Source organism: Spirosoma profusum (assembly GCF_014699005.1).
Lineage (GTDB): Bacteria > Bacteroidota > Bacteroidia > Cytophagales > Spirosomataceae > Spirosoma > Spirosoma profusum.
In genome coordinates this window covers 116,303-135,952 of record NZ_JACWZY010000005.1, presented here as the reverse complement: position 1 = coordinate 135,952, position 19,650 = coordinate 116,303, and the positions used below count along the sequence as shown (strand labels likewise).

Here is a 19,650-nt window from a genome sequence, read left to right as displayed (position 1 = left end):
TAATCCAATGGGTCTTTTATCATTTTTCAAAGGTGTAGGCGAAAAAATCTTTAACCATGACACACCGGCAGCGGCAGCTCCGGCAGAAGCTGAAAAAGTTGAACCAGTTCGGGCGCAGGCACTGCTTGATCACGTGAAGAAATTAGCTCTTTCGTATAATAGCCTGACTGTTAAGACAAAAGGCGATACAGTTACGCTGACTGGATCGGTGAAGACGCAGGAAGATGCCGAGAAAATCGCATTGGCAGTAGGTAACGTAGAAGGCGTATCGGCAGTAGATAACCAACTAGACGTTGATGATCCACAACCAGAAGGAAAATACTATACGGTGAAATCAGGCGATTCGCTGTCGAAAATCGCTAAGGAGGTTTACGGTGACCCGATGAAGTACGGTATTATTTTCGAAGCTAACAAGCCAATGTTAAGCGATCCTGATAAAATCTATCCCGATCAGGTTTTGCGGATTCCACAATTGTAGAGTTGTAGAGTTATAAAGTTGTAGGGTTATAGAGTTGTAAAGTTGGCTGACGCATGTCGAACCTTACAACTTTATAACCCTATAACTTTATAACTCTACAACTCCCAGATAGAACATTCACGGCGGTAAGCAGTTTAATTGAGCGCAACTCAACGATAAACTTATGGCCGTTCATTTAATTTCCTACCTGAAAGATCAGTTCACACCTGCCGTCGTTGATAAACTCGGCAGCGTACTGAACGAATCGCCAGTCGACACCTTAAAGGCAATCAACGGCGTTCTACCAACTTTATTAGGTGGTCTTACCCGACGTATTCAGGCAACTGGCGGAGCGTCTGCCATCATAAGCTTTTTAGACAAAGGCGATTATAGCAATGTCCCTTTAGAGATCAGCCAGACGCTGGATAACCATCCGCCTTTGTCGGAGACAGTCACCGCCAGCCGGGGTTTCCTCGACCATATTTTCGACGATAAACTGACGCGTGTTACTGAGCTTGTCGGTACGTATAGTGGTGTTAAACCGCAGTCGGCAATGACCCTTCTTGGGCTGGCTGGCACCATTCTGATGGGAGTACTGGGCCGCCAGGAACAGGAGAACGGGTTGACAGGCAGCGGTCTTAAAACACTTCTGTTGGGCCAAGCAACAGAGTTCCAAAAATCGGTGCCTGAGGGCCTGGGCAGTATTAACAGCCTGCTTGGTTTCGATGAACTTGTAACGCCTACTGGTCCACAAACCGAAGTACAGGGAACCGACAATTTTAGTGGTAATGCTGTTGATCCAAACATTCCGAAAAGTCCTGAAGGCGACCGGCGGCAGGAAAACGTGCGTTGGTTACGTTGGGCGATGATTGCAATAGCAATTCTGATAATCGCGCTGTTGATTCAAAAGTGCAGCCAGAATCAGAACGGAGTCGATGGTATCAGTACAGATTCGACGGCTCGGGTTGAATCGAACGAGGTGGAAGATACGTCGGCAGCTACAAAACAAAGCGTGGAGGAAGCTAATGGTCAAACTGCTGACTCAACGGCATCGGGGCCACTTGGCATCCGCGATTCAACCAAAGCAAAACCCTAACTGATAAGCGGGAAGAGAGTTATAAAGTTGTAGGGTTGTAAGGTTATTAAGTTGTAGGGTTCATGAGCGTGCCAGCCCACTTTGCAACTTTATAACCTTACAACCCTACAACTTTATAACTTTACAGATCTATTTGAATTATCAATCCGCTGACTAATTATGTTTGTTGACGCCATCGAACGCGTTGATTCGTTTACCCGATCATTACACTCCATTATTCGATTTTACGGACATGACGATATAGTGCCCGGTACGGCTACCCTGTTTTTTGTGAATCAGGAAGCCTGCGCCATTACGTGCCGACACGTGGCCGAACTAATCGCACAGAGCGACTCCATTTACCATAATTACCGTGAATTTCAGGGAGCCAGACGTGATGCGTTACGTGACAAAAACGCGACCCACCTGATCAGTAAACTGGAAGTGAAGTACAAACTCGATATCAATACTATTATTCGAATACGGAATAATTTTGTCGGTTGTGTTGATCAGTTTCAGCGATTGAATATTGATTTACATCCTTCAGAGGATTTGGCGTTGCTACGTTTCGAAGGCTATAATCGAATATTATATCGTTCGCATGCTACGTTCCTTGGCGATACGGGTCGTATAAAACCGGGAAGAACTCTCTGCCGCCTGGGATACCCTTTCCCCGAATTTACGAATTTTCGCTATAACCCAGCCGTCGATGATATTGAGTGGACGACGATAGGACGGCTCGTTTCGCCCAGCTTCCCAATTGATGGAATCGTAACAAGACTCACGGCTGGTAAAAACTCCATTGTAGGCATTGAAATGAGTACGCCCGGCCTACGTGGCCAGAGCGGTGGGCCTTTGTTCGACGCAAACGGTGTGATTTACGGAATGCAGTCAGCAACCAACCACCTGCATCTGGGATTCGATATCGAAAACCACGAAGTGCTTGTAAACGGTCGCCGAAGTCGCGTATCGAATTACCCATTTCTAAACGTAGGACGCTGTGTACACGTCGACGTAATCAAGGCTTTTTTGCGAGAAAAGGGCGTTAAGTTTGAAGAAGCGTAGTCATTTGATTATCAGAGTAAAAGGGCCGCAGGAGTCATTCGTATTAAATTGCCATTAAAATATTGCCATTAAATAAAAGCCAGGACGATTGCGAGTTGCTAGTTTATATTTTGCACTTAGATAAAACAACGTGGAACCCGCTGTCTCTCAATTATTTGGGCGACATCGATAGCCATGCGAGTCGTAAACTATAAACCATTAATACTATGCCTAAGTACGTGATCGAACGGGAAATTCCGGGAGCGGGCCAATTAACTCCCGAACAGTTAAAAAGCATTTCGCAAACTTCCTGTGGAGTGCTCACCAATACGGGGCCTCAAATTCAATGGCAGCATAGCTACGTAACAGGAGATAAAATTTATTGCGTTTACATTGCACCTAATGAAGAAATGGTTCGGGAGCACGCAAAGCAAGGGGGATTTCCTGCCAATTCTGTTAGTGAGGTAGCAACTATTATTGACCCGACAACGGCAGAGTAGGCTATATCTGACCAGTTATTACGTTAGATCGCTAACTGGCTACCATACTTTTAAGGCGTTGGCCGTATCTTTGGGCGACCAACGTTTTATGTATGAATCAACTGACCGCGTCAATTGCGTCGCAAACCGCCCTTTCGTCCCATGCGCTTGCTCTGCTGAAACGGCTGATTTCCACCCCCTCATTTAGTCGGGAGGAAGATAAAACGGCTGCCTTGATCGAAGCGTTTTTTTTAGAAAAGCAGATTCCTTTCGAGCGCTTGAAAAACAACGTATGGGCGCAAAATCTACACTTCGACGCTGCCAAACCAACCCTGTTGCTCAACTCGCACCACGATACCGTTAAACCCAATAAATCGTGGACGCTGGACCCGTTTGAGCCTCTGGAGCAGGATGGAAAATTGTTCGGGCTCGGTAGTAACGATGCTGGTGGATGTCTGGTGTCGCTACTTGCTACGTTCGCTTACTTCTATGAACGTAGCGACCTGGCTTATAATATCATAATGGCAGCTACGGCCGAAGAAGAAATATCGGGTCGTGATGGTCTGGAGCTGGTGTTGCCGCTGTTGCCTCCCATAAGCTTTGCCATTGTTGGCGAACCTACTGAAATGCAACTGGCTGTCTCCGAAAAAGGGCTGCTCGTGCTCGACTGCACGGCGCACGGCGTTAGTGGGCACGCGGCTCGTGACGAAGGCGATAACGCCATTTATAAAGCTATCCAGGACATTAACTGGCTCAGAACGTATCAGTTCCCCAACGTATCACCGACGCTTGGCCCCGTAAAAATGTCGGTGACTATCATCAATGCGGGCAGCCAGCACAACGTAGTACCCGATACGTGTACATTTACGGTCGATGTGCGCGCCACAGAGCAATACACACTGGAAGAAATCATAGACGTCATTCAGGCCAATATTCAGTCAGAGGTAAAACCCCGGTCAATTCGGCTGAAACCATCGAGCATTCCAATCGATCATCCTATTGTTCAGGCAGGTATTGCGTTGGGGCGCCACACCTACGGTTCGCCTACTACGTCCGACCAGGCCCTGTTAAACTGCCATTCTCTAAAGTGCGGCCCTGGTCATTCAGGCCGATCGCACTCGGCCAATGAGTTTATTTACCTGATAGAAATAGACGAAGGTGTTACGGGCTATATTCAAATGCTGGAGAAGGTTCTCTGACCTTTTTTCACGTACATTTAGGCCACAAAAACCTGTAGAAATCTTACTTTGAACTCCTCTGTATGCGTTTATGTATTTTGATAATCAGTATGTTATCGTTGAACGTACTGATTAGCTACGCTCAACCCAAACCTACACCCCGTCAGCTTACCTGGCAGCAGTACGAAACAACGGCGTTTCTGCATTTTACCGTCAATACGTTTACTGATAAAGAATGGGGTGATGGCACCGAAAGCCCATCTATTTTCAATCCGACAAAACTGGATACCCGCCAATGGGTAAAAGCCTTGAAAGATGCGGGCTTCAAAATGGCGATTATTACGGCCAAACACCACGATGGTTTCTGCCTGTGGCCGTCGAAAATGACAGAACATTCAGTTAAAAATAGTCCGTGGAAAAACGGCAAAGGCGACGTAGTGAAGGAAGTGGCCGATGCCTGCCGCGAATTTGGCCTGAAATTTGGCGTTTATCTGTCGCCCTGGGACAGACATGAGCCCCGCTATGGTACGTCCTCTTATAACGATTACTACAAAAGTCAGCTCCGCGAATTGTTGACCAATTACGGCCCAATTTCAGAAGTTTGGTTCGACGGAGCAAAGGGTGAAAATGCGAAGGACATGACCTACGATTTTGCGGGTTATTGGGCATTGGTTCGCCAATTGCAGCCCAATGCGGTCATGTTTTCCGATGCAGGTCCGGATGTGCGATGGGTGGGTAACGAAGCCGGCAATGCTGGTGAAACCTGCTGGTCGACAATAAATACAGATGGTCTGGCTCCCGGCAAGGCCGACTCAAAATACCTTAACCGGGGTGATGCCGCTGGAAAGGATTGGGTACCTGCCGAAACAGACGTATCGATACGTCCAGGCTGGTTTTATCACCCGACAGAAGACGCCAAAGTGCGTTCGGCGAAAAATCTTGTCAACTTATATTATCAGTCTGTCGGACGTAACAGCCTGCTGTTGCTTAACGTACCGCCCAATCGCGAAGGGCTATTTTCGGAACCTGACATCAAAAGTTTACAGGAATTTAGGAGCATTCTGAACGAAACGTTCAAAACCAATCTCGTAGCAAAACAGCCTAAATTGACAGATAAGCAACTTAATACGTTCGTGGACGTAACGGCCAACCAGCCCATCACGATTGACTTGAACGGTGAACAATCATTCGACCGGATTTCAATTCAGGAAAACATCGCCAACGGGCAGCGGGTGGCCAGCGGTCGGGTTGAGTATTGGGACGGTACTGAATGGAAACCCATTCAGAGCTTCACTACGGTTGGCTACAAACGGCTGCTACGTTTCCCAGCAGTGAAATCATCGAGAATCCGGCTTTTCATTACCAACGCTAGCGGCCCTGTCCAACTAGCCGAAATCGGCGCTTACAAAGCGTCGGCCCGCGAAACCGAGAACAATTAATGAACAATGCTACGTTGCAACGTATTACTAGTACAGACAGTCTACCGTACGGGCGGCCCTGATTAGTCAATATCAATTACTCATTGCATATTACCTGTATGAAGCTATATCCGCTGACGTTTGAGACCATTTTTAAAGATAAAATCTGGGGTGGTCAGAAAATCAAAACCATTCTGGAGAAAGATTTTTCGCCGTTGCCGAACTGTGGCGAAACCTGGGAAGTCTCCGATGTAGAAGGCAACGTGTCGATCGTGAAAGAAGGCAGTTTACAAGGCAAATCGCTGCGTGAGCTGGTCGAGGAATATAAAGGCGAGCTGGTCGGCAAGCACGTTTATGAGCAGTTTGGCAATCGGTTCCCGTTGCTGGTCAAATTCATCGACGCCAACGACGACCTGTCGATTCAGGTGCATCCGAATGATGAACTTGCGAAAAAACGCCATAGTGGTTTCGGCAAAACTGAAATGTGGTACATCATGCAGGCCGACGAAGGGGCTAAACTGAACTCGGGTTTTAACCGGGAAGTCACCAAAGATGAATACGTAAAAGCCGTTGCTGACAACACGATTCAGGACTTACTGAACATCGAAACAGCACAGCCCGGCGACGTATTTTTTCTGCCCGCTGGCCGTGTTCACTACATTGGCAAAGGCTTGTTGCTGGCCGAAATTCAGCAAACCTCCGACACTACGTACCGAATCTATGATTTCGACCGAGTGGATGCTACTACGGGCCAGAAACGTGAACTACATACTGAATTAGCTGTAGATGCGATTGATTATCAGCACTATGATCACTACAAATCGCAGTACGACAATAAACTAAATGAGAGTGTTAACGCTGTTAAGTCTGATTATTTCGTAACCAACGTATTGAATTTTGATCAGGAAGTGGCGCACGATTACTCACATATCGACTCGTTTGTCATTCTAATCTGCGTAGCGGGCGGGCTAACTGTCGAAACGTCTGGCGGCTACAACGTATCGCTCAAGATGGGTCAGTGTGTGCTTATTCCGGCCTCGGTCAACAACGTAACGCTCGTGCCAGATGGTGATATGACAGTGCTGGAGACGTATGTACCTTAATCTGAACCGGGATTTAGCAGATTGATGGATTTACAGGATTTTGTTTTCATCAGATTAATGCGCTTCAAAGAAGCGAAAACAAAATCCTGTAAATCCATCAATCTGCTAAATCCCGGTTCATACAATCTTGCTAAACCCTGCTATGCGCTATTGTTTTGCCCTCGATTTGAAAGACGACCCGGCCCTGATCGCCGATTACGAACGACAACACGAACGTATCTGGCCTGAAATTGAAGCCACTATTCGGGATGCGGGCATTACAGAAATGGAAATTTACCGGATCGGAAACCGATTGTTCATGATTATGGAAACCGATACTACGTTCTCGTTCGATGCTAAATCGGCTGCCGATGCTGCGAATCCGGTCGTGCAAAAATGGGAAGCGCTGATGTGGACGTATCAACAGGCATTACCAATGGCCAAGCCGGGCGAAAAATGGCTGATAATGGATCGAATATTCAAATTGTGAATTTTTGTCATGCCGACGAAGGAAGCATCTTAACGTATAATCAGACGCTAGTGAGGATGATTTAAGATGCTTCCTTCGTCAGCATGACAAAACATTGATTCCTCATTAAAAAACGTCTGGCTGTTACGTCGGGCGTTTTGTTTTTAGTAACTTCCGATCTTTTTATTGACTTTTCTTAACTCAACCTTATGGGACTTCGGCGTTTGCTGCTTTCCTGTTTTTGCTTCCTTCTTTTTCTTTCTGCTACGTTGGCCCAGCAACGCCTTCCGTTATCAGTTATTGTGCGCGATGCTGTTACGAAAAAGCCAATTCCCAGCGCCAGTCTGTATATTGCCGAAACCCGCGCGGGTGCCAGCGCAGATACTACGGGCCTAATTTCTATTCAGCAGCCACCCGGTGTGTTAACCCTTTACGTATCGGCGGTGGGGTATATCCGAGGGCGCGAAACCGTTGTGCTCAATGGCCCAAAACGAGTCGAATACTATTTACAGCCCCGTGCCACCGATCTGGATGAGGTAGACGTACGCGCTACCCGCGAAGACAAGAATATGAAAACCGTGCAGATGGGGCAAATTCAGTTGAGTATGCCCGAACTTAAACGGATGCCGGTCGTGCTGGGTGAGCCCGATATTCTGAAAGCCCTTTCACTTCAGGCAGGCGTAACCACAGCGGGCGAGGGTGCAGGAGGTTTTAACGTTCGGGGTGGGCGGGCTGACCAGAATCTGGTGCTCCTCGATGGGGCTCCGCTTTTCAATACGTCGCATTTGCTGGGTTTTTATTCGAACGTCAACGCTGATTTAGTGCAGGACGTAAGCCTGAATAAAGGTGCTTATTCGGCGCAGTACGGAGGGCGCGTATCGTCGTTGTTACTAATGAGTACCCGGAATGGTAATAAAGATGAATGGAGAGCGTCGGTTGGGTTGAGTCCGGTGAGTGTGCGGGCGGTTGCCGACGGCCCGATTGCCCGGAATCTGACGTTACTGGCTGGTGGCCGGATTGCTTTCCCGAATTATCTTCTGCAGGCCTTTCCTACAAAAAGCGTCAATCAGAGTAGAGCGTTTTTCTACGACGGTAACCTGAAACTAACCTATACACCAAACGAACGTAACACGATTTCGCTGTCTGGCTATCGCAGTCAGGATTCATTCCAGTTTCCGGGAGACACCCTCTACGGCTGGTCGACGAACGTAGTGACGGGGCGCTGGAGTTATCTGCTACGTCCGAATCTGCAACTGAATCTCACTGGTTTATACAGTGGTTATCACCTTAATGTCGATGGCGTGCGGCCTACGCTGACGTTCCGATTTTCATCCTTCATTGAGCAGCGGGAAGGCAAGGCTGATGTGTTTTATACGCTTAATAAAAAGCACCGAATTCAGGTTGGTTTGAATGGCATAACGTATCATATTCAGACGGGAGATGTTCAGCCAGCAGACCCGAATTCGAGTATTATTTCAAAGACGATTGCTCCTGAAAACGCCCGGGAACTTGGTACGTATGTGAATACGGAGTGGGAAATAACACCCAATGTTACGTTGCAGGCCGGACTTCGATTTTCCGCGTTCACGTTTCTGGGGCCACAAACGGTTTACAACTATGCTGAAAACGTACCAATCTCGCCCGAAACCGTTACTGATTCGACCCGTTACGGTAACCGACAGGTCATACAAACATATGCAGGTCTGGAACCCCGGCTGGCGTTACGTGTACAGGTAGCAAAAAACAGCGCCATTAAAGCCAGCCTCGGTCGGACGCGCCAGTATCTGAATCTGATTTCGAATACTACTGCCATTACTCCACTTGATTTCTGGAAGTTGAGCGACCGCTACGTTCCCCCACAAATTGCCGATCAGGTGTCGTTGGGATTGTTCCAGAATCTTCGCGATAATATGTACGAATTCAGTATTGAGACGTACTATAAACACCTTCAGAATCAGATAGAATATCGCTACGGCGCCGATCTGATTCTCAATCCGAAGCTGGAAACAGCTTTGTTGCAGGCTACCGGACGGGCGTATGGCGTTGAATTTGGGGTTAGTAAAAATAAAGGACGGCTCACGGGGCAGTTCAATTATACCTATGCCCGGTCGTTGATCGCGGTGCAGACGCCTTTTGACGAACTACGTATCAATGAAGGGCGCTACTATCCGGCTTACATCGACCGACCCCATACCCTGAACATGCAGGCGCGCTGGTCGATGTCGCACAACTGGATGTTCACTACCAACTTTGTGTATTATACCGGCGTACCCGCTACGTACCCCGATGGTCGTTATACCTACAATAACGAGCCTGTTCAGGATTATTCACAACGTAACGCCGACCGGATTCCCGACTATCACAGGCTCGACGTGGCGTTTTCGAAAGACACCCGCTCGGCAAAATCGCAGAAGCAATACGGCATCTGGACGCTGGGTATTTACAATCTGTACGCCCACAAGAATCCGTATTCAATCTATTTCACCCGTTTTAACCAGCGGATAGAATCATACCGGCTTTCGGTTTTTGGAACGCTAATTCCATCCATTGCCTACACACGTTATTTTTGATATGATTCGGCTCATCGTTATTCTATTCATAAGCAGCTACGTTGCAATTTCCTGCATCGACAGGGTCGAGTTGCCCATTCGGACCGAAGCGCCCCGGCTGGTCGTTGAAGGGCAGATTACGAACGAGGCTCCGCCGTATTCGGTGCGATTAACGTACACGGGGAATTATGGGGGCGAAAATGGGCAGAATCCCGCAGATCAATACGTAACTGGGGCGCAGGTTACGCTGGCCGATGATCAGGGCCGGTCGACGCGGATGCTGCAAAGAGGGCAGGGGATATACCTGACAGCAGACACTACGTTCCGGGGACAAATTGGTCGTACGTATAGCCTTTCAATTGTGCTCAATGATGGTAAACGCTACGTCAGTAAACCGGAAAAAATGCCCGCTGTACCCCTCATCGATAGTATTTCGAAGGTGATTACGCCCAAAGAAAACTTACCCATACCCTACTACTTTGAATACAGTGTGAACACGCAGGACCCAGTCAGCGAGAAAAATTATTACCGCTGGACAGGTTATGCGATTATCAACCGAATGTCGAAAGGGAGACCTTGTAACCTGGGAAGTCCGGCTATTTGTTACGACCGCTGCTGGGTAACGATTCCCAGTACTGACGTCAACATTTATAGCGACGATGCTATTAATGGTAAACCGCTACGTAACCGGTTTGTACTTCAGGCTCCTATTTACACAATTGGCCCTCAGTTAGTTGAGATAATACAATATGGTATTACACAGTCGAACTATCAGTTCTGGAAACTATACCAGCAGCAGAACGCTCGAACGGGCAGTATTTTCGATCCGCTTCCTGCTCCCGTAACGGGCAACGTCGTCAACGTGGCCAGTTCAACTGATTTGGCACGGGGCTATTTTGCTGCTACGTCCATCACGCGCAAACGGCTTCGTGTTCAGGATTATACGTCTCGATATTTTGGAGCTTTAAACTCGTATATCTTTAGTCAGACGGCGTTGTATTATCAGGGAGATTGTCGCGACGTGTACGGCCCTGTTCCAGTTGTCGAGCCAGATGGTTGGTAATCAGTCCGTAATTACAATTTCCACTGCACGATCCAGCCTGTTTTGATCACTTTCGGGCGGGGAATGCCCGCTAGACCAGTGGCTGGATTCATGGCAATCAACGAAAGTGGGATGGTCGTTTTTGTTTCTGACAAAACAGCTTTGGTAGCACGTAGAAACAAGTTGTTCTGGCCGTCTATATCGTCAACTACAGCGTAAAGAATATCGCCGGGTTTCAACTCATATTCATCAATTTGAATCGGCTCCGTCAGGGCGAACGTCCAACTCTGCCCAATTTTCGGCAGCCCCGCCCGAACCAGTTTGGCTACCGCATCGCTCGGAAAAACAAGCGGAGTAACCGGTCTATTTTTTAGTATGCCTACCAGTACACTGTCCATGATTGTGACTTCGCTTCGACTCGCGGGATTTTTCTCATCAACCGATTCAATTGGCGTACCGACCAATTCGGGTTCCTGGTCCTGGAGCCAGCCCATTCGGCGAGCCTGTTCACGTTCACGTTCATAAGCGTCTCCCGATGCGAGCATTAGCCCGACAGCACCGAGGCCATACGAAGGGTTTGTAAATAACTCCTTCATGGCCAGAATCCGGTAGAGGTAGTAGCCCGTTTCGGCATTCATCGGCATGGCGTAGTAGTCCCGATTTCCGGTCTTCGAAATCTTACGCTGAACCATACCTACTCCGCCATTATAAGCAGCTGCCACTAGCGTCCACGAGCCTAGTTTGCGGTACAAAAATTTCAGGTATTTGCAGGCAGCTTCGGTCGATTTAATCAGATCAGTACGTTCGTCGTTGCCGGGAGTGATGGAAAGGCCCATGTCCTGCGCTGTATCGTCCATAAACTGCCAGTAACCAACGGCACCTGCCGACGAGACGGCATCGGCTTTCCAGGCACTTTCGATAAGCGGTAGGTATTTGAAGTCGTTGGGAATATTATGCCGACGTAGCGCTGGTTCAATAATTGTAAAGTAAGGCGCAGACCGATTTTTCAGGCTGTTGACGTGACGAACGTAGCCCGAACTACCTGCTAGTGCCAGAGCGAGTTTTGCCGAAACATCGCCTTGTTCGGTCGGTACGATTTCACCGCAGAAATGCAGCCGTTGGGGAGTCAGACTAACCGGCTTCGGGGCAATCAAGCCCGGCTGCCGCTTCGGTTTGCCTGTCGAACGTAGCGATTTCTTCTGCGCTAACGTAGACGTAGCGATAGTTAACAGGCTCAGCATCAGCAGGAAAACGTATTTGCAATAAACTCCCAAAATAAGCATTTGTTGTTGAACCCATACAAAACGTACAAGCCTGTCATTTAGTTTGCTAAAATGCTTTCCAGGTCAGAATCCAGCCCGCCTTTATTTGCTCAATATCAGGGGTTTTGATACCAATACGTCCCGTTGACGCATCGACTGCTGAAAGCGTCAGCGAATACGTATGCTTTTCAGAAGTAGAATAAATCTTATCGGCTCGCAGGTAAATTTTGTCGGTTTTAGGATCGACATCTTCCACGACGGCGTAAAGTACATCGCCTTCTTCCACTTCGCGTCCATCGGCCATGCCGCTACGTGTCAGGTGAAAAACCCACACCTGCCCACGTGCTACACCCGCAGATTCGACCAGTCGGGCTTTGATGCCGCCCCGAAACACATCGGCCGCATTAGGTAAAGGTAACTCTTCTGCCTGATTTGGACGTGCCTTTGCTATTACGGACGTATTAATTGCCTTTCTAGTTGCCTCTTCCACAACTACTTCGGGTAGAATTACCTCATCCACATCGCGCTCATCGTCCGGCGAAACTGGCACTTGCAGAAAAGCCATCATTTGCTCAGGAATAAGGTGCTGATACGACCGCGAATTCGAAAACAACTCCTTGAACGCCAGAATCCGGTAAAGGTATTTCCCGGTTTCGGCGTTCAGCCGCAGAAAATAATAATCGCGTTGCTGTTGCCGACGAATATTTCCGAGAAGCGCGCCAATGCCGTTGTTATAGGCTGCGGCTGCCAGCGTCCACGAACCTAGTCGATTATGTAGATAGCGCAGATATCGACAGGCCGCATGCGTCGATTTAATTAGATTTCGGCGCTCATCAACTCCATTCCGAATATTCAGACCCAATTCGCGGGCGGTGGCCGGCATGAATTGCCAGTAGCCAACGGCACCGGCCGACGAGACGGCAGAGCCAGTTAAGGCACTCTCGACTAACGGCAGGTATTTAAAATCTAATGGAATGTCGTGGTAAGCCAGAATTGGTTCGATAACCGGAAAAAAAACAGCCGAACGCTGCCGGATACGTAGCAGAGCCTGATTATGAGCCGTATTACGTAGCAGAGCTGACACGAGTTGCCGGGCAACGGCCTCTTCATGCAAAGGTACCGACTCGCCACAGAAATACACCGGAGGAAGCATTCGGGTCAGTCCCGGATCGTATGTTACATCAACTGAATTGGTAAATACCGACTGGCTGGTCGGCGCATCCAACGGATGCATACGGGGAAACGTACAAAATACTATCAATCCAGTCGCTAACGCGAATGAAGTGAATAAATTCATTAAAGTTTAAAAAATATATGGGTTAGATATACACTCTTTAGACTCCATAATTAGGGTAAGTAACGGTACGTCGGTGTGAAATAATTTTACAATCTGACGTATATACATACAAAAAGCCGCTGTTTAGGCGGCTTTTTGCGTATTTGGTATACTATTTTATAAGGTTAAATCCAGTCCCAGAAGTGCAGAGGGCGGATACCTTCACCTTTTTTAAATTGCAGAAAACGGGGCCGCCGGAAACGTAATACCATGAGGCTCATCATTAATTGTTTGACAGGAAAACGAGGTTCCTGCTTCTCCAGAGCGGCCGTAGGTGCATCAGGTGAAGCTTTTGTTAAGGCCGCATCGGCAATAAGTTGCTCGGAATCAGACGGGGTGTGCGTCAGAGCCGTATTGGGGCGAGGGCCCCAGGTGCGCTCGACGTAATCCTCATCAACGAGTTCAACAATCGGCGCATCTTTAATTTTTTTCGGAAGCGCCAGTGGCTTATGCCAACTTGGTAGCGGTTTGGTCAGTTCGGCAATCGTTTCGCTACGTAGTAGCAGTGAGTATTGCCGTGGGTTACTCAGCAATTCCTTGAACGCCAGAATCCGGAACAGATAGTGACTGGTTTCTTTATGTAACCGAAGCCGGTAGTAATTTGAATGGCCCTGCTGATCCATTTTGTGCCGAACATGGGTGATACCCCCATTGTAGGCGGCTGCCACAAGTGTCCAGGAACCCAGGTCCCGATAAAGCTGGTGAAGGTGGCGACAAACAGCGATCGTCGATTTTTCGAGATTACGACGTTCATCTACATCACCATTTACTTTCAACCCCAAATCACGGGCTGTGCCGGGCATAATTTGCCAATAACCAACGGCTCCTTTGCGGGAAATACTGCGATTGTCGAGGGCGCTTTCTGCCAGCGGCATAAACCGAAAGTCGCGAGGGATTTTGTACTTCCTGAGAATGGGGTCAATGATGGTAAAAAATTCAGACGCTTTCGAGCGAAGGTCAATCAGAAACTCCGGCTCGGCTCCATAGGTACGTAGCGTTTGAACCCATCGACGGGCTACGCGAGGCTCACCAACGGGTACCTCTTCACCACAGAAATAAATAGGAAAAACCCGCCGACTGGAGTCAACAACCAATAGTTCGGGACTGTTCAGGCCATTTGATAACGGAAGCAGCCGGCTCGTATCAGCCGCCCAGAACGGGGGTGTTAGACCCGGTTTAAAGGCGGCCATCAGTAGTGAAAAACTTACCTCTTTAATCAAAATAACATTTGTTGTTTTAGTACATAAACATAATAAAACCCGTACTGACGTAACGGGTTTTACTAAAGACAAGAACACGAATATAAGGTATTATTGGCTATCTACCAACGATTTTTCTAAGAATTATCCAACGGTCCTGTATGAAAATGGATTTTTTCATTACAGAAGACCTGCTACAAGGGTTAGTTTTCCGTAGTCGTACCGACCGCCTAGATAGTCAAAAACGGGCTTTAAACGGCCTTCTTCCATGCCAACCGTCAGAATCGCCTTTTCGATTTCCTGCCGTTCGTTTGGATTAATCAAAGACGCCAAATCTATTGAATAACCCGATTTCGAGAGCTGTACTAAATGGGTAGCGACAGACCCAGTGGTGAGTTGTCGTTCGGTGGCAATCTCCTCAATACTCAGTCCCTGATTATACAATTCGAGCGTAGTCAATTGGGTCGAACCTTTGGGTTTTTCGCCAGCCTGTACCCGCCCCCGAACGTAACTCACAATTATATCCAGAAACTGCTTGCCGAAGAGCTGGAGTTTGCGTTCACCAACACCACTGACGTTACGTAGCGCATCGGGCGTTGTAGGTCGCTGACGGGCCATGTCTTCCAACGTAGTGTCGGTGAAAATAACGTAAGCCGGTACGTTTTGCTGATCGGCCACTTGCTTACGTAGCGCCCGAAGCTGCTCGAACAACTCGTCGCGTTGCGTTTCGGTTTTTGTCCGGGTTTTCTCGACAACTGGTTTCGGAGCATCGTCGGGACGTACCAGGTCGATTTTACGCCCACCATATAAAACCTGATCGGCCAGAATGCCCCGACGTAGCGCGTAGTGATTATCGTAAGCAACCTCTATAACGCCGATGTTAATGAGCTGATGCAGGTAATTCCGCCAATCTTCAAAACGAATGTCGCGCCCGGCTCCGTAGGTTTTCACCTGATCGTAGCCACCCTGAAGCACCTGTTGGCTGCGTGAGCCACGTAGTATATCGATAAGCAGATTCATGGGCACCCGTTCGCCCGTTCGAATCATAGCCGACAGTGCTTTTTGCGCCAGAATAGTTCCATCGAACGTAACACGCGGGTCGCGGCAGACATCGCAGTTACCGCAGGGTTCGGGCAATTCCTCCGAAAAATAGGAAAGCAGAATCTGGCGTCGGCAAGTGTGGGCATCGGCGTATTGCTGCATTCGTTCCAGCTTAGCCAGTTGCAAACCCAAATTAGCCGGACTGTTTTCGGCCAGCATCTCTTTGTAGGTTGCTACGTCGGCGAAGCTGTAGAAAAGCACTGTTTGGGCCGCAGCACCATCGCGTCCCGCTCGACCGATTTCCTGATAAAAGCCTTCGATGTTTTTGGGCATATTGTAATGAATCACCCAGCGAACATTCGATTTGTCGATGCCCATTCCGAACGCGATTGTCGCGCAGATGATACGTACGTCGTCGCGCAGGAAAGCTTCCTGCGTTCGGGACCGGTCGCCGGGGTCCATTTTGGCGTGGTAAAAAGCCGCGCTAAATCCTTTTTCCTGGAGTTTAGCCGCCAGTGATTCAGTCGATTTACGGCTCAGGCAATAAATAATACCCGACGTATCGGGTTTCTGTTGCAGCAGTTTCGTAATCTGCTGAATGCGATTCTGGCCCGGCAGCACCTGCAAACTCAGATTAGTCCGGTTGAACGATGCCACAAACACAGCCGGATCGTTCATGCCAAGCTGCGTGGCAATATCGTGCCGGGTGAGTTTGTCGGCGGTGGCTGTGAGGGCAATGGTTGGTACGTTCGGAAATTTCGATTTCAATACGTGCAACTGCGTGTATTCCGGACGGAAATCGTGCCCCCACGACGAAATACAGTGGGCTTCATCGATGGCGAAAAGTGATACGTTGGCCCGTTGCAGAAAATTAAAAAACGACTCCGTCAGTAGCTTCTCGGGCGATACGTAGAGGAGTTTCAATTTTCCTCTAAGGCAGTCGTCCTCAATATCCCGTTGTTCGCGGGCAGTCTGCGTACTATTGTAAAAAGCCGCAGGAATCCCGTTCATGTGCAGCGCTTCGACCTGGTCTTTCATCAGAGCAATCAAGGGCGACACCACGACGGTAACACCCGGCATCATTAAGGCCGGAATCTGAAAACAAACCGATTTGCCTCCTCCGGTTGGCATCAGAACAACCGTATCGCGCCCGCCTACTATCGATTGGATGATGGCTTCCTGCATGGGCCGGAAGCGGTCGTAACCGTAATAGCGTTTGAGGTAATCGGCTGGCGTTTGCGCACGTGACGAAGTTGCAATAGACATCGAGCAGGAGAAAGAAGTATCCGCAAAATAAAACAGACCTGAAAACAGTAAGACGTAATAGGCTGTTGATTAGTCAACAAGCGGTAAAAATTTCTTACTCAAATTTAAGCATTTTTTAAGTCATTTCCGCTGGTAGAATCGTGATTTTATACTCATCTTTCCAGCATAAATACCTTTTCCTAACTTTATAAATTCACTAAATCAAGCAATTATCATGAAAAAGACTCTTTCAGCGATGTGCCTCATGCTTAGTCTGCTCGTTGCGTTCAACGGCATGGCTCAGGATGCCGACGCGGGCAAAAAGAAAGCGAAGAAAGAAATGAAGGAAGCCGAGGCTTCGGCAAAAACGGCTGCGAAAGAAGAGAAAAAAGCAGCCAAGGATGCAGCCAAAGAAGCCAAAAAAGACGCAAAAGCGGCTGGTGACGACGTAGCAAAGGCAGAAGCGAAAGCGGAGAAAAAAGCGGCCAAAGAAACGGCTAAAGTCGACAGGAAAATAGACGATAAAGCTGCCAAAGCAGACGCCAAAATAGACAAAGCCGAGAAAAAGGTTGATGCGAAGGTGGATAAAGCGGAAAAGAAGGCCGATAAAATGGCTGATAACGCAGGTTTGAAAGACGACAAGGCATCCAAGTCGAAAGATAAGGCCGATAAAATGGCAAAGGCGTCGATAAAGGAAGAGAAAGCGAAGCCTGAAGATTACAAAGCACCTGTTGATGCGTCAATGAAAGGCCCGAACGGGGAGAAAGTAATGACGGGCCCGCGTGGTGGAAAATATTACATCAACAAGAACGGTAACAAGACGTATCTGAGCAGTTTGAAAGATTAACGAATTTTTGTCATGCTGACGCAGGAAGCATCTTAATGCATCCAAACTTAGGCGTAAGGACATTTTAAGATGCTTCGTACCTCAGCATAACAAAGGCGGCTTCAATTAAAAAAAACAGCCCGACTGCTACGTAGCAATCGGGCTGTTTTTATGGGCGTTACGTTCAAATTCGACGTAGCACGGAACGTAGTGTTAGCTTCCGAACTGCTTCACCAGACCTTCCAGCGTGTGCAATGGCTGAACGCCGGATTGCCGCCAGACAATCTTTCCGTTTTTAAACAGAATCATGGTCGGAATGCTACGTATCTGGTATTGATTGGCGGCAGCCTGCGCCCGGTCAACATCAATTTTAACGATACGTATCGCATCGCCGACGCGCTCGGTTAGTTGCTTAAGAATTGGCGTCTGCTGCTTGCAGGGCCCACACCAATCGGCGTAAAAATCGACCAGAACGGGTTTGTCGCCGTTTATCAGGTCATGGAAGGACGGCTTGCTCATCTGTTTTTGTTCCAGGTATCAGGTTCCAGATTGGCCACCGGAGCGGTTGAAACTTGAAACCTGATACTTGGAACTTTGTTTATTGTTCTTCGTTAACCGGCTCGTTCATAATGGTATGGCCCATTTTGTCGCGCTTGGTACGTAAGTAGGTTTCGTTGTGGGGATTAGATGGAATTTCAATCGGAACCGTGTCTACAATTTCCAGTCCGTATCCCATCAAACCGGCGCGCTTACGCGGATTGTTCGAGAGAAGTCGTAGCTTCCGTATACCTAAATCGCGCAGGATCTGTGCACCAACACCATAATCGCGGGCGTCCATTGGCAGGCCCAGATCGAGGTTTGCTTCGACCGTATCGCGACCCATTTCCTGAAGTTTGTAGGCTTTCAGTTTATTCATAAGCCCGATACCCCGGCCTTCCTGAAACATATAAACGACTACGCCTTTCCCCGCTTCTTCTACCATTTGCAACGATTTATGCAGTTGAGCACCACAATCGCAGCGGCAGGAACCAAATATATCGCCCGTGACGCAGGATGAGTGAACCCGTACCAGAATTGGCTCATTCGGCTCCCAGGTGCCTTTTACCAGCGCCAGGTGTGTGTCGCCGGTATTGCTTTGCTTGTAAGCGATCAGGTCGAAATGGCCCCATTCGGTGGGCAGATCGACACCAATTTCGCGTCGGATGAGCGTTTCGTTACGTAGCCGGTATTCAATCAAATCCTGAATACTGACAAGTTTCATCCCAAATCGGTCGGCCATAACGCGCAGTTCAGGCAGCCGGGCCATTGTGCCATCTTCGTTAAGTACTTCAATCAGGACGCCCGCCGGTTTAAGCCCCGCCAAACGGGCCAGATCGATAGCCGCTTCCGTATGCCCTGCCCGTCGGATAACGCCACCTTCTGCGGCACGTAGCGGAAAAATATGCCCCGGACGACCTAAATCTTCAGGTGTTGTATTCGGGTCGACCAATGCCTGAATGGTTTTGGCCCGATCAGAAGCCGAAATTCCTGTCGTGCAGCCGTTACCCAGTAAGTCGACGGAAACGGTAAACGGCGTAGTATGTACCGACGTATTACTACTCACCATCATATCAAGCCCAAGTTCCTGGCATCGGCTTTCGGTAATAGGCGCACACATCAGTCCACGCCCTTCGCGAACCATGAAATTAACCATCTCGGGAGTGGTCATTTCGGCAGCGCAAATCATATCGCCCTCGTTTTCACGATCTTCATCGTCGACCACAATGACAATTTTGCCAGCCCTGATATCGGCAATGGCATCTTCGATACGGTCGAGGTGAATAACGGGTGGTTCGATAGGCTGGGTACGTCCTGAGTTTTCGCTCTCCGACGCCCCCGTATTGGTACTATTATTGCTCATCTGTTTGGTTGATGCGTATCAATCGAATTATCTTTGATACTTTAATAG

The 19,650-nt window shown here is 48.5% G+C and carries 17 protein-coding genes; 11 read left to right on the top strand and 6 right to left on the bottom strand.

Annotated elements, in window-relative coordinates:
* Positions 1-7: 7 nt before the first annotated feature.
* The 10 genes from lysM (at position 8) to IC229_RS08185 (ending at position 10,814) form a co-directional block, all read left to right on the top strand.
* Positions 8-478 carry a peptidoglycan-binding protein LysM gene (gene lysM / locus IC229_RS08230; protein WP_190886477.1) on the top strand — a complete coding sequence of 157 codons (471 nt, stop codon included), beginning with the start codon at positions 8-10 and terminating at the stop codon, positions 476-478.
* 163 nt (positions 479-641) lie between these two features.
* On the top strand, positions 642-1,553 hold the full coding sequence (locus IC229_RS08225; protein ID WP_190886476.1) for a DUF937 domain-containing protein: 912 nt from the start codon (positions 642-644) through the stop codon (positions 1,551-1,553).
* 159 nt (positions 1,554-1,712) lie between these two features.
* The gene (locus IC229_RS08220) at positions 1,713-2,597 is read left to right on the top strand and encodes a S1 family peptidase (protein ID WP_190886475.1); all 885 of its coding nucleotides are present in this window, start codon (positions 1,713-1,715) and stop codon (positions 2,595-2,597) included.
* A 206-nt stretch (positions 2,598-2,803) separates the two neighbouring features.
* Complete coding sequence (locus IC229_RS08215) at positions 2,804-3,076, top strand: DUF4242 domain-containing protein (RefSeq protein ID WP_190886474.1); 273 nt, start codon at positions 2,804-2,806, stop codon at positions 3,074-3,076.
* Positions 3,077-3,168: 92 nt separating this feature from the next.
* A complete protein-coding gene (locus IC229_RS08210) occupies positions 3,169-4,254 on the top strand; it encodes a M20 family metallo-hydrolase (RefSeq protein WP_190886473.1) in 1,086 nt (361 codons plus the stop codon).
* Between the two features lie 62 nt (positions 4,255-4,316).
* Positions 4,317-5,672 carry an alpha-L-fucosidase gene (locus tag IC229_RS08205; protein WP_190886472.1) on the top strand — a complete coding sequence of 452 codons (1,356 nt, stop codon included), beginning with the start codon at positions 4,317-4,319 and terminating at the stop codon, positions 5,670-5,672.
* 98 nt (positions 5,673-5,770) lie between these two features.
* The gene (locus IC229_RS08200; protein WP_190886471.1) at positions 5,771-6,754 is read left to right on the top strand and encodes a type I phosphomannose isomerase catalytic subunit; all 984 of its coding nucleotides are present in this window, start codon (positions 5,771-5,773) and stop codon (positions 6,752-6,754) included.
* A gap of 142 nt (positions 6,755-6,896) precedes the next feature.
* Positions 6,897-7,223, top strand: a complete 327-nt coding sequence (locus tag IC229_RS08195) for an L-rhamnose mutarotase (RefSeq protein WP_190886470.1) — start codon at positions 6,897-6,899, stop codon at positions 7,221-7,223.
* 188 nt (positions 7,224-7,411) lie between these two features.
* Positions 7,412-9,772: a TonB-dependent receptor gene (locus IC229_RS08190; RefSeq protein ID WP_190886469.1), complete on the top strand. Its 2,361-nt coding sequence runs from the start codon at positions 7,412-7,414 to the stop codon at positions 9,770-9,772.
* Positions 9,750-10,814, top strand: coding sequence for a DUF4249 domain-containing protein (locus IC229_RS08185; RefSeq protein ID WP_223833918.1), 1,065 nt, complete (start codon positions 9,750-9,752; stop codon positions 10,812-10,814). The genes IC229_RS08190 and IC229_RS08185 overlap by 23 nt, the downstream gene beginning before the upstream one ends.
* A gap of 11 nt (positions 10,815-10,825) precedes the next feature.
* On the opposite strand, the gene IC229_RS08180 is transcribed toward IC229_RS08185, so the two are convergent.
* From IC229_RS08180 to recQ, 4 genes are all read right to left on the bottom strand, one after another.
* The gene (locus tag IC229_RS08180; protein ID WP_223833917.1) at positions 10,826-12,076 is read right to left on the bottom strand and encodes a lytic transglycosylase domain-containing protein; all 1,251 of its coding nucleotides are present in this window, start codon (positions 12,074-12,076) and stop codon (positions 10,826-10,828) included.
* 46 nt (positions 12,077-12,122) lie between these two features.
* Positions 12,123-13,289 (bottom strand): lytic transglycosylase domain-containing protein, encoded by a 1,167-nt coding sequence (locus IC229_RS08175; RefSeq protein ID WP_317171546.1) that lies wholly within the window; start codon positions 13,287-13,289, stop codon positions 12,123-12,125.
* A gap of 227 nt (positions 13,290-13,516) precedes the next feature.
* A complete protein-coding gene (locus IC229_RS08170; protein ID WP_190886467.1) occupies positions 13,517-14,581 on the bottom strand; it encodes a lytic transglycosylase domain-containing protein in 1,065 nt (354 codons plus the stop codon).
* A gap of 189 nt (positions 14,582-14,770) precedes the next feature.
* Positions 14,771-16,897, bottom strand: coding sequence for a DNA helicase RecQ (gene recQ / locus IC229_RS08165; protein WP_190886466.1), 2,127 nt, complete (start codon positions 16,895-16,897; stop codon positions 14,771-14,773).
* A 214-nt stretch (positions 16,898-17,111) separates the two neighbouring features.
* On the opposite strand from recQ, the gene IC229_RS08160 reads away from it, so the two are divergent.
* Positions 17,112-17,723 (top strand): hypothetical protein, encoded by a 612-nt coding sequence (locus IC229_RS08160; protein ID WP_190886465.1) that lies wholly within the window; start codon positions 17,112-17,114, stop codon positions 17,721-17,723.
* 192 nt (positions 17,724-17,915) lie between these two features.
* On the opposite strand, the gene trxA is transcribed toward IC229_RS08160, so the two are convergent.
* Together trxA and IC229_RS08150 are read right to left on the bottom strand one after the other, a co-directional pair.
* Positions 17,916-18,221: a thioredoxin gene (trxA, locus tag IC229_RS08155; RefSeq protein ID WP_190886464.1), complete on the bottom strand. Its 306-nt coding sequence runs from the start codon at positions 18,219-18,221 to the stop codon at positions 17,916-17,918.
* A gap of 79 nt (positions 18,222-18,300) precedes the next feature.
* Positions 18,301-19,602 (bottom strand): bifunctional 3,4-dihydroxy-2-butanone-4-phosphate synthase/GTP cyclohydrolase II, encoded by a 1,302-nt coding sequence (locus IC229_RS08150; RefSeq protein WP_190886463.1) that lies wholly within the window; start codon positions 19,600-19,602, stop codon positions 18,301-18,303.
* Positions 19,603-19,650 lie beyond the last annotated feature (48 nt).

Excerpts from the sequence above, each read along its gene's own strand:
- IC229_RS08215 (WP_190886474.1), top strand. The coding sequence starts at position 2,804 with ATGCCTAAGTACGTGATCGAACGGGAAATTCCGGGAGCGGGCCAATTA.
- lysM (WP_190886477.1), top strand. The coding sequence starts at position 8 with ATGGGTCTTTTATCATTTTTCAAAGGTGTAGGCGAAAAAATCTTTAAC.
- IC229_RS08195 (WP_190886470.1), top strand. The coding sequence starts at position 6,897 with ATGCGCTATTGTTTTGCCCTCGATTTGAAAGACGACCCGGCCCTGATC.
- trxA (WP_190886464.1), bottom strand. The coding sequence starts at position 18,221 with ATGAGCAAGCCGTCCTTCCATGACCTGATAAACGGCGACAAACCCGTT.
- IC229_RS08175 (WP_317171546.1), bottom strand. The coding sequence starts at position 13,289 with ATGCATCCGTTGGATGCGCCGACCAGCCAGTCGGTATTTACCAATTCA.
- IC229_RS08205 (WP_190886472.1), top strand. The coding sequence starts at position 4,317 with ATGCGTTTATGTATTTTGATAATCAGTATGTTATCGTTGAACGTACTG.
- IC229_RS08220 (WP_190886475.1), top strand. The coding sequence starts at position 1,713 with ATGTTTGTTGACGCCATCGAACGCGTTGATTCGTTTACCCGATCATTA.
- IC229_RS08150 (WP_190886463.1), bottom strand. The coding sequence starts at position 19,602 with ATGAGCAATAATAGTACCAATACGGGGGCGTCGGAGAGCGAAAACTCA.
- IC229_RS08225 (WP_190886476.1), top strand. The coding sequence starts at position 642 with ATGGCCGTTCATTTAATTTCCTACCTGAAAGATCAGTTCACACCTGCC.
- IC229_RS08210 (WP_190886473.1), top strand. The coding sequence starts at position 3,169 with ATGAATCAACTGACCGCGTCAATTGCGTCGCAAACCGCCCTTTCGTCC.
- IC229_RS08160 (WP_190886465.1), top strand. The coding sequence starts at position 17,112 with ATGAAAAAGACTCTTTCAGCGATGTGCCTCATGCTTAGTCTGCTCGTT.
- IC229_RS08180 (WP_223833917.1), bottom strand. The coding sequence starts at position 12,076 with ATGCTTATTTTGGGAGTTTATTGCAAATACGTTTTCCTGCTGATGCTG.
- IC229_RS08190 (WP_190886469.1), top strand. The coding sequence starts at position 7,412 with ATGGGACTTCGGCGTTTGCTGCTTTCCTGTTTTTGCTTCCTTCTTTTT.
- recQ (WP_190886466.1), bottom strand. The coding sequence starts at position 16,897 with ATGTCTATTGCAACTTCGTCACGTGCGCAAACGCCAGCCGATTACCTC.
- IC229_RS08200 (WP_190886471.1), top strand. The coding sequence starts at position 5,771 with ATGAAGCTATATCCGCTGACGTTTGAGACCATTTTTAAAGATAAAATC.
- IC229_RS08170 (WP_190886467.1), bottom strand. The coding sequence starts at position 14,581 with ATGGCCGCCTTTAAACCGGGTCTAACACCCCCGTTCTGGGCGGCTGAT.